This is a genomic window from Sphaerobacter sp. (genome assembly GCF_019683595.1).
Lineage (GTDB): Bacteria > Chloroflexota > Chloroflexia > Thermomicrobiales > Thermomicrobiaceae > Sphaerobacter.
This window is the reverse complement of record NZ_JADGHZ010000193.1, coordinates 1-6209: the sequence shown is the minus strand read 5'-3', so window position 1 is coordinate 6209 and position 6209 is coordinate 1. Positions and strand designations below refer to the sequence as shown.

Here is a 6209-nt window from a genome sequence, read left to right as displayed (position 1 = left end):
GGTGCCGGGGGGTGGTATGCGGAGGTGGTTTGGGGTGTTGGCGGGGGCGGGGGGGGGGCCACGGGGCACCGCCCCGGATCGACTATTCCTCGAAGTACCAGTTCTCGATGTCGTAGCCCGTCGGCTCGAAGGTCGACGGCTGGATCCCTTTGAGCCGGGAGGAGACGGCGTCGGCCCCGGAGCGGTGCACCAGGGGGATCCGCACGACCTCGTTCACCACCAAGTCGTTCATGGCGATGAACAGCTCAGCCTGGCGGTTCGGATCGAGCTCGGTGGTCGCCTGTTGGTAGAGCTGGTTGAACTCCTCATTGACCCACCGGTGGAAGTTGCGCCCGGACCAGTTGTTGGCCTTCTGCGCCAGGTCGTTGTCCGGATCGTCGGACTTGAAGGTGGCCATGTAGTCGAGCGGATACGGGCTCGTCGGACCGTTGGTGTACATGAGGAGATCACAGTAGAAGTGGCTGTAGGTGTCCGGGTTGCCGGCGTCCGTGGAGAAGAAGACGCTGGATTCGACGGCCTTGAGTTCGGTCTGAATACCCAACTGCTCCCAGCTCGCCTTCAGGATCTCCTGCTCCCGCTGGCGCACGGGGTTCACGGTCGTCGAGAAGACGACCGTCAGCCTCCGGCCGTCTTTCTCCCGGTAGGCGCCGTTCTTCACCCAGCCCGCCTCGTCGAGCAGCCGGCCGGCTTCCTCGAGGTCGTACCGGAACGAGGTGTTCGGCGAGACGAACTGCGGCGGCGCGTTCAGGACGTTGGCGGTCGGCGTGCCGGTCTCGCCGTACAGCACCTCGCTGATCGTCTGGCGATCGCACGCCAGGGCGAGAGCCTGACGCACACGTGGGTCACTGAAGAACGGATGGGTTGTGGACGGCTCGGACCGCGCGCCGTTGACCTCGACGGTGGGGTCCGCGAAGTTGACCATGATCTGCTCAGCGCTGGCCCACGGAGTAACCAGGATGCTTCCCAGTCCTCCCCGCTCAAGCGATTCAAGCACCTGCTTGTCCACTTGCAGGTTCCAGGCGAAATCTGCCTCCCCCGTCTGGAGTACGGCACGGCCCGCAGACGTGGGATCGCCGCCGCCCTTCCACTCGATGCGCTGGAAGTACGGCTTGTCCGGCTCGCGGAAGTGCTCGTTGATTTCGAAGAGCACGACGTCGCCCGGCCGGAACTCGACCACCTTGTACGGCCCGGTGCCGATCGGCGCCAGGTTGAACGGCGCCTCACGCGCGCGTTCGCCGACATAGTCCTTCATGATGTGTTCAGGCAGAATGCCGCCCTTGAAGCCGCCGACGAAGGGGTTGAACCACCCCGGGGTGGGCTCGTAGAAGTGCAGGGTGACGGTGTAGTCGTCGACGATCTCGACGTCCCGGATGACCTGATACACGGCCTGGTTGGGCGAGTTGTTGTCCGGGTTGGCGACCCACTCCCAGGTGAAGCGCACGTCGCGGGCGGTGAAGGGCTCGCCGTCGGACCAGACGACGCCTTGCTTGAGCTTGTAGGTCACACTCATGCCGTCGGGGGCGACGCCGCCGTTCTCCAGCGACGGCACTTCGGCGGCGAGGACGGGGCCGAGTGAGCCGTCCGGGTTGATGTTCAGCAGGGGCTCGGTGACGAGACGGGCAGGCATGTTGTCCTTGTCCCCCGTTGCCAGGTGCGTGTTCAGGATTGTCGGGGCCTGCCAGAACAGCATCCGGAGTAGATCGCCCTGGCCCCGACCCCGGCCGCCGCTGCTGGCTTCGCTGCCGGTGTCAGTGGTTGGGGACGCTGTAGCACGACCGGTGTCACCGGTCGCGGTCGCGGCACCGGCGGTGTCGCTGGTCGGCGTGGTTTCCTCGTCTCCGCCGCACGCTGCTAACAGGCTGGCAATCACCGGGGCGCTGAGGCCCAGCGCCGCCGCATGCTTCAGCACCTCACGTCGTGAGAGCTGCCCGTTCCGAATCGCCGCACGAAGAGCGCGCTCGTCGCGCACCGTCCGATTCACCTGATCCACCTCCTGTGATCACCAGGCACGCCCACGGCACCGCTCACCGCGGGTGCGCTACGCGAGTGTACAACAAGTGTTGGAATCGGCGGCCAATCAGGCTGAACGATGCCCTGTCCGGCTGTGAGACGGTTTCCATCATGACGGAACCTGGCCTTCGTGCGACGCATGGTCAACGAGACGCTTGCCGGGTACCATCGATCCGGTTAGGATGCTCCGCGTTGACACATAACCCGGCCGGCCCACTGACCCTCGGGGGACGCCGGATGCGCAGAGGCAACTGCGTTGCGGGAGGAGAGGACGCCCTTCATGATGGAGGAACGACCCACTGTCCCCGTGATCGACGGGCATACCGACTACTTGTTGTCGTTGATCGAGACGAAGCGGAGCTTCCTGGAGGAGTCGACGATCGGGCACGTCGACCTCCCACGGGCGCGCCGGGGTGGGATCGGCGCGATGCTGAGCGCGGTCTTCATCCTGGACGAGGACCTGCCGCAGCACGCGCTCATCCAGACCCTACGGGCGGTCGACCTCCTGCACCGCGTGGTCGCAGAGTCCAACGGGCAGATCGAGTTGATCCGGAGCTACGACCAACTGGTCGACTGCCTCGAACGCGGGGTGTTCGGCGCGATCCTGCATTACGAGGGGGCTGAGGCGATCGACCCGGAGTTCGCCGTGCTGCGGCTCTCCTACGAGTTGGGACTTCGCTCGCTCGGGCTCACCTGGAGCCGGCCGAACATCTTCGCCGACGGCGTGGGGCCCGCGAACCGGGGCAACGGGTTGACCGGGCTGGGCCGGGAACTGGTGCGGCAGTGCAACGCAATGGGCATCCTAATCGATGTCTCGCACCTGAACGAGCCGGGCTTCTGGGACGTGGTCGAGGTCAGCGAAAAGCCGTTCGTCGCCAGCCACTCCAACGCCCGCGCGCTGTGCGACCACGACCGGAACCTGACCGACGAGCAGATCCGGGCCCTGGCCGAGAAGGGCGGGCTGATGGGCATCAACTACCACGTCGGCTTCCTGGTGGCTGGCGCGGAGACCGGGGCCGAGGTGCCCTTGAGCGTGCTGGTGGACCACATCGACCACATCGTGCGCTTGGTCGGAGTGGACCATGTGGCGCTCGGGTCGGACTTCGACGGTGCGACGATGCCCGACGAGCTGAAGGACGCGGCGCACACGCCGAACCTGATCGCCGAGCTGTCGCGCCGGGGTTACAGCGACGACGCGATCGAGAAGATCTGCTCCGGCAACTGGCTGCGTGTGCTGCGGGAGGTGTGGGTGTAGCGGATACCCCTCACCCCCTGACCCCCTCTCCCACAAGGGGAGAGGGGGAACAAGGGCGCGTGATGCGTATTGCGTGTTCCGTATGGCGTAATGAGCCCCTCTCCCAACGTTGGGAGAGGGGCTGGGGGTGAGCGCCGTTACTCCGCGTCGCGCGTGAGCGAGAGCGACTTCGTGTCGTTTATCTCCTTGGCGAGGGCGATGAACTCGTCCAGCGGCATGGCGCCGAGGTTCTCGTTCGTCCGGAGCCGCACGGCGACCGTGCCGGCCTCGGCCTCCTTGTCGCCCACCACGAGCATGTAGGGGATGCGCTGGAGCTGGGCGCGCCGGATCTTGGCCTGCATCCGGTCGTTGCTGTCGTTGACCTCGACGCGCAGGTCCGCCTCCTTCAGCCGCGCGGCGACCTCGTGCGCGTACGGCACGTGCCGGTCGGCGATCGGGATGACCTCGGCCTGGACCGGCGCCAGCCACACCGGAAAGGCACCGGCGTAGTGCTCGATCAGCCCGCCGACGAAGCGCTCCATCGAGCCGAGGACCGTGCGGTGGACCATGACGACCCGGTGCCGCTCGCCGTCCTCGCCGACGTACGTGGCGTCGAACCGCTCCGGCAGGTTGAAGTCGACCTGGATCGTCGGGCCCGTCCACTCGCGGCCGAGCGAGTCAAGGAACTTGATGTCGATCTTCGGGCCGTAGAACGCCCCGGCGCCTGGGTCGATCTCGTACGGTATCCCCATCTTGCGGAGGGCGTTGGCCAGCGTCTCCGTTGCTCGCTCCCAGTTCTCATCGCTGCCGATCGACTTCTCCGGCCGTGTGGAGAGGAAGGCCTCGTACTCGTAGCCGAAGACGCGGGCGAAGTAGAGCGCCAGATCGAGCACGCCCTTGATCTCATCCTCCAACTGGTCCGGACGGCAGAAGATGTGGGCGTCGTCCTGCGTGAAGCCGCGGACGCGCAGCATGCCGTGGAGCGTGCCGCTGCGCTCGTAGCGGTAGACCGTGCCCAGCTCGGCCAGCCGGATCGGCAGGTCGCGGTACGAGCGGACCTGGCTGTTGTAGATCATGATGTGCCCGGGGCAGTTCATCGGCTTGAGGTAGTAGGGTGCCCCTTCGATGTCCATCGGCGAGTACATGTTCTCCTGGTACGTCTCCAGGTGCCCGCTCTTCCGATAGATGTCGCCGCTGGCGATGTGCGGCGTGTACACGAGCTGGTAGCCGCGCGCCAGGTGCTCCTCCGTCTCGAAGCGCTCGATCAGGTGGCGGATCATCGCGCCCTTCGGGTGCCACAGGATCAGCCCGGCGCCGATGTCCTCGTTGACCGAGAAGAGGTCGAGCTCCCGACCCAGCCGCCGGTGGTCGCGCCGCTGAGCCTCCTCCAGCCGGTGGAGATAGTCCTGCAGCTCCTCCTCCGTCCGCCAGGACGTCCCGTAGATACGCTGGAGCATCGGGCGCTTCTCGTCACCGCGCCAGTAGGCCCCGGCCACATTGAGCAGCTTGAAGTGGCCGATCTGTGACGTGTTCTCCACATGCGGCCCGCGGCAGAGGTCCGTGAAGCTGTCCTGCGTGTACGTCGAGATGACGGCGTCCTCCGGCAGGTCCTGAATGATCTCGACCTTGTAGGGCTGGTCGGCGAAGAGCTTGAGCGCCTCCTCGCGCGAGACTTCGCGGCGCTCGAACGGGTAGGCTCCCTGCTTGATCTCCCGCATCCGCTCCTCGATCTTGCCCAGATCGTCGGGCGTCAGCGAGCGGGGCAGGTCGAAGTCATAGTAGAAGCCGTTCTCGATGGCGGGACCGATGGCGAGTTTGGCGCCCGGGAACATCTCCACGACGGCCTGCGCCATGACGTGCGCCGCGGAGTGGCGCATCCTGGCGAGCTCAAGTTCTTCCTGGTTCTCAACGTCGACCTGAAGGTCCATCTCTTCCGCGATCTGCGACATTGGGTGCTCCTTTGGGTTCTGCGTCATGCGTCAAACGTCATGCGTCATGCGTCATGCGTGTTGCGTGTTCCGTATTGCGTGTTGCTGCCCTCTCCCCTAGTCGGAGAGGGGCCGGGAGTGAGGGGTACGGTTGCCGCATCACGCATGACGTCCACCGCTGTCCGAAACACGGATCACGCAACACGAGTCTCAGTGTCATCCTCGGTCATGGCCACCGTCCCTCCGCTTACCTGCGTGAAACGAAAAACGCCTGCCATCCGAAGGGACGGCAGGCGCGGCCTGACGTGGTTCCACCCTACTTCCGCCGCCCGGCGCGGGCCGTGACGGCGCTCAGGGTGCCCGATAACGGGGGCTACCGGATCCGGCTACTAACCCTGCCGGGCGTTCACCGGTCAGCTCACGGGTGGTTTTCTCCGGGCCGGTTACGGGTGGGGCTTGCAGCCGGTGACCCCGCCTCTCTGTGCGTTCGCTGCCCGGGTACTCGTCCCGCTCAACGCCGTTGCGCTGTATTGCGACCCATCCGGGCCGCGTCTGGAACGAAAGAACCGCCAGGAGAACCTGACGGGTGTCGGGTGGGCGGTACTAGACTCGAACTAGTGACCTCCACGATGTCAACGTGGCGCTCTAACCGACTGAGCTAACCGCCCGTTGCAACGCGACGAGTATACCATAGCGCCCTGGGGGCTGCAATTGAGGCGTCGGGTTCGGCGGGAGACCGGCCCTCACCCCCGGCCCCTCTCCCAACATTGGGAGAGGGGAGGCAGGCACGGGAGCCGGCAGGATGCCAGGGCTTGGCGACAGGTAGGGCGCTGGTGATGCGGCGCAGGCTGCGGCTCTCCGCGTAAACCCCGGACACGAAGCACGAAACACGGAACACGGAACACGGAACACGTACCACGCATCACGCTCCTCAGTGCCCCAGCACGCGGACGGTCTGGGCGCGGGGTTGCCAGGCGATGTCGTGGCGGCCGAAGCGGGCGACGAGGGCGGAGGCGCGGGCGTGGAGGGGCTTGAGG

General features: G+C 66.1%; 3 protein-coding genes and 1 tRNA gene. 1 reads left to right on the top strand and 3 read right to left on the bottom strand.

The features are described from left to right. Nucleotides 1–82 precede the first annotated feature (82 nt). Nucleotides 83–1981, bottom strand: coding sequence for a peptide ABC transporter substrate-binding protein (locus tag IRZ30_RS14815; RefSeq protein WP_294086247.1), 1899 nt, complete (start codon nt 1979–1981; stop codon nt 83–85). A 309-nt stretch (nt 1982–2290) separates the two neighbouring features. On the opposite strand from IRZ30_RS14815, the gene IRZ30_RS14810 reads away from it, so the two are divergent. Continuing rightward, complete coding sequence (locus IRZ30_RS14810; protein WP_294086246.1) at nt 2291–3265, top strand: dipeptidase; 975 nt, start codon at nt 2291–2293, stop codon at nt 3263–3265. Between the two features lie 137 nt (nt 3266–3402). On the opposite strand, the gene thrS is transcribed toward IRZ30_RS14810, so the two are convergent. Together thrS and IRZ30_RS14800 are read right to left on the bottom strand one after the other, a co-directional pair. After that, nucleotides 3403–5172 (bottom strand): threonine--tRNA ligase, encoded by a 1770-nt coding sequence (thrS, locus tag IRZ30_RS14805; protein WP_366945363.1) that lies wholly within the window; start codon nt 5170–5172, stop codon nt 3403–3405. A gap of 594 nt (nt 5173–5766) precedes the next feature. Then, a tRNA-Val gene (locus tag IRZ30_RS14800) sits at nt 5767–5840 on the bottom strand. Nucleotides 5841–6209: the final 369 nt, after the last annotated feature.